The sequence below is a fragment of the Polynucleobacter sp. 39-46-10 genome, assembly GCF_002282275.1.
Genome location: NZ_NCJB01000236.1, coordinates 1 through 3,876, shown reverse-complemented (window position 1 = coordinate 3,876; position 3,876 = coordinate 1). Strand labels below are relative to the sequence as shown.

Annotated in this window: 4 protein-coding genes; all 4 read right to left on the bottom strand. The window is 46.0% G+C overall.

Annotated elements, in window-relative coordinates; genetic code table 11:
- Nucleotides 1-941 (bottom strand): glutathione synthase (gene gshB / locus B7X71_RS13425; RefSeq protein ID WP_293598829.1); only part of this gene is annotated, 941 nt, incomplete at its 3' end.
- 25 nt (nucleotides 942-966) lie between these two features.
- Complete coding sequence (gene gshA / locus B7X71_RS13420; RefSeq protein ID WP_293601003.1) at nucleotides 967-2,265, bottom strand: glutamate--cysteine ligase; 1,299 nt, start codon at nucleotides 2,263-2,265, stop codon at nucleotides 967-969.
- 119 nt (nucleotides 2,266-2,384) lie between these two features.
- Nucleotides 2,385-3,770 (bottom strand): ammonium transporter, encoded by a 1,386-nt coding sequence (amt, locus tag B7X71_RS13415; RefSeq protein WP_293601004.1) that lies wholly within the window; start codon nucleotides 3,768-3,770, stop codon nucleotides 2,385-2,387.
- A gap of 25 nt (nucleotides 3,771-3,795) precedes the next feature.
- The coding region (locus tag B7X71_RS13410; protein ID WP_293598831.1) for a P-II family nitrogen regulator at nucleotides 3,796-3,876 on the bottom strand (81 nt) is incomplete at its 5' end.

Sequence of the window (3,876 nt, the reverse complement as noted above, 5' to 3'; positions counted from 1 at the left end):
TATGCCAATGCCTTTTCAAGCGCTGTTAACCAAAATTTCGGAACATCAAATCTGCTTTGCTCAGTAATCTCTACAAAACAGGTTGGGCTAGTCACATTGATTTCTGTGACGTAAGCGCCAATTAAATCTAATCCTACCAAGAACAAACCCCGGGCATTCAAAATTGGGGCGAGACGTTCTGCAACCTTCCTCTCTGCATCTGTTAGCGGCATAGCAACCCCTTTGCCACCAGCAGCTAAATTACCTCGAATTTCACTTCCCTGAGGTATGCGAGCCAGCGCAAACGGCACTACCTCGCCACCGATGAGCAACACGCGTTTATCGCCTTGAGCTATCTCAGGCAAGAATCTTTGCACCATTAGAGTACGTGCACCATTCTCACCCAGTGTCTCCACAATACTGGCAAGATTTAAACCATCTGGCCCTACACGAAACACACCCATTCCACCCATACCATCCAAGGGCTTAATGACAATATCTTGATGCTCTTGATGAAATACTTCAATCGCACTCAGTTCACGTGTGATTAAAGTTGGGGGAATAAGTTCCGGAAACTCCGTGATAGATATCTTTTCAGAATGATCACGAATAGCCGTTGGATTATTAAATACTTTTGCACCCTGTCGAACCGCAGCAGATAACAACCAAGTGGTATTGAGATACTCGATATCAAATGGCGGATCAGTACGCATCATGACTGCGTTAAAGGTATTTAATGGGCGATCCTCTACGGGGCCTAACTCAAACCATGTTGTGCCACTTGGCTTAATGGCGAGCGACTGACAATCAGCCACTACAAAATCGTTCCTCCACAGGATGTTACGACTTTGGCAAAACCAAAGTTTATGACCAGCTTCTTGCGCAACGCGCATCATTGCCAAAGTGGAATCCTTGCTAACCTTCAATGATTCCAGTGGATCGGCAATGAAAAGAAGGTTCATCTTATGTCCGAGCATTCAGATACAGTTAGGCAGCTTCAGCATTAGGATCGGAACGCTCCAACTCTAAAGAAGCGGCTAACAAAGCCAAACGTGCAACGACTCCATACAGATAAAAACGATTGGGCGGCGCACTACCAGGCTTGGCACCCAGATCTGGCATGGAGTTTTGCTCGAATGCTAACGGTACAAAATGCATGCCTGGTGCGTTTAGATTCTCATCAGGGCCACGGTCGGTATGCACACGATAGAAGCCACCAATCACATAGCGGTCAATCATATATACCACTGGCTCTGCAACTGCTTCATTCACTTTCTCGAAGGTATATACACCCTCCTGAATTAAGACATCACTAACTTCAAGACCTTCTTTAACAACACTCATCTTGTTGCGGTCTTTGCGATTCAGATCTTTGAGTTGTGCAGGATCGTTTACCACCATGACACCCATGCCGTATGTACCAGCATCTGCTTTGACAACGACGTAAGGTTTTTCCTTGATGCCGTACTCTCGATATTTCTTAGCAGTTTTCTTGAGGACTTTCTCAACAGCAGCTTGCAATTCTTCTTCGCCCTTACGCTCATGAAAGTTCACGTTAGAGCAACTAGCAAAGTAAGGGTTAATCATCCATGGATCAATATCCACTACCTTCGCAAATTTCTTAGCAACCTCATCGTAGGCTGCAAAGTGATTTGACTTGCGACGGACATGCCAACCAGCATGCAAGCCTGGCAAGAGATATTGCTCATGGAGGTTTTCTAGGATCGGAGGAATACCCGCTGATAAATCGTTGTTCAGCAAAATTGAACAGGGATCAAAGTCTTTTAAACCTAAACGCTGCTTCTTTAAACCTAAGCGAGACAAAGGCTCCATCAAGAGACGATTGCCATCAGGCAAATCAATCCAAGTTGGTTTTTTAATTTCATCAGACAAAGTGCCCAAGCGAACATTAAGGCCTGCTTGGCGCAAGATCGAAGATAGGCGTGCGATATTTTGCAAATAGAAAGTATTGCGAGTGTGTCGCTCAGGTATCAACAGTAAATTTTTAGCTTCCGGACAAATCTTTTCAATTGCTGCCATCGCTGCCTGAACTGCCAAAGGCAACATCTGAGGTGAGAGGTTATTAAACCCACCTGGAAAAAGGTTCGTATCCACTGGCGCAAGCTTAAAACCAGCATTACGCAAGTCAACTGAGCAGTAAAACGGTGGAGTGTGCTCCTGCCATTCAAGCCTGAACCAGCGCTCAATAGTTGGAGTTGCTTCTAATACCTTCGACTCTAGATCAAGAAGAGAGCCGCTAAGGGCAGTGATGAGATGTGGAACCATGACACTATTGTAAGATTTTTAAAACACAAAGGGCGGTATCCGAAGATACCGCCCTCTTTACCCACTAAATTGACTGAAATTTACCTTTAGGGGCCATTTAGCACCCCTAATTTAGTCAACTAGTTTGAATACGCTGTTTCCCCATGAGAAGTGACATCCAAGCCTTCACGCTCTTGATCTTCAGGCACACGTAGACCAACCACCATATCCACCACTTTGTATGCTATTACTGAAACCACTGCACACCAGATAATGGTGATGATGACGCCTTCAGCCTGAATGATAGTCTGACTAATAATTGAGAAGTCAGCAGGAGCAGCTCCGCCAGTACCACCTAGACTAGGTGCAGTAAATACACCAGTCAAGATCGCACCGACGATACCGCCAACACCATGGATACCAAATACGTCGAGGGTGTCATCTGCGCCAAGCATTCTTTTCAGACCACTCACAGCCCACAAGCAAACTAGACCAGAGATAAAACCGATAGCAATTGCGCCCATTGGTCCCACAGTACCGCAAGCTGGAGTAATACCAACTAAACCAGCTACCGCACCAGAAGCAGCGCCCAACATTGAGGCTTTACCTTTGAACAAAGTTTCACCCAAGTTCCATGCCAATACTGCAGCAGCAGGTGCAAGCAAGGTGTTAATGAATGGCAATGCAACACCTTCATTAGCCTCTAGGTTTGAGCCTGCGTTAAATCCAAACCAACCCACCCACAGTAATGCAGCACCAACCATTGTGAGAGTTAGGCTATGAGGAGTCATTGCATCTTTGCCATAACCCAAGCGCTTACCAATCATGTATGCACCTACCAAGCCAGCAATACCAGCGTTAATATGTACAACAGTACCGCCAGCAAAATCTAGTGCGCCCTTACTGAGCAAGTAACCGCCAGCACCCCAAACCATATGTGCAATCGGCAGATAGCAGAAAGTTAGCCACAGCGCGCAAAAGAGCAACACAGCAGCAAACTTCACACGTTCAGCAAATGATCCCACGATCAAGCATGCAGTGATACCAGCAAATGTTGCCTGGAATGCAATAAAGATAAACTCTGGAATCTTTGATGTTGGTGTAAAAGTGTCAGCTTGTGAGGCAGTTGTGACGCCCGACAAGAAAACTTTACTAAAGTCACCAATAATCAAGCCCTCTGCACCAAATGCTAATGAGTAGCCATAGACAACCCACAGTACAACCATTAAGGAAAATACTGTCATTACTTGCATCAAGACTGACAACATATTTTTACTTCTGACTAAGCCGCCATAGAAAAGCGCCAAGCCTGGTAACACCATCAGAATAACTAAGATGGTGCTGACCATCATCCAGGCTGTATCAGCCTTATCAACAGTAGCCGCCACAGCACTCGCTGCACCTGCAACACTGGCAGCAGCTGCCGCCACAGGCTCATCAGGAGCCGCATAAGCAACTGAACTTACCATTACGCCAGATGCGCCAATAGCCAAGGCTACAGCGGTTCCAGCAAGAAGTTGTTTCATTCGAGCAAACATTTTGAACCTCTCTTTAAAGTGCTGACGCACCGGTTTCACCGGTACGAATGCGAATGACGTGTTCAACTGGTGAGACAAAAATCTTGCCATCGCC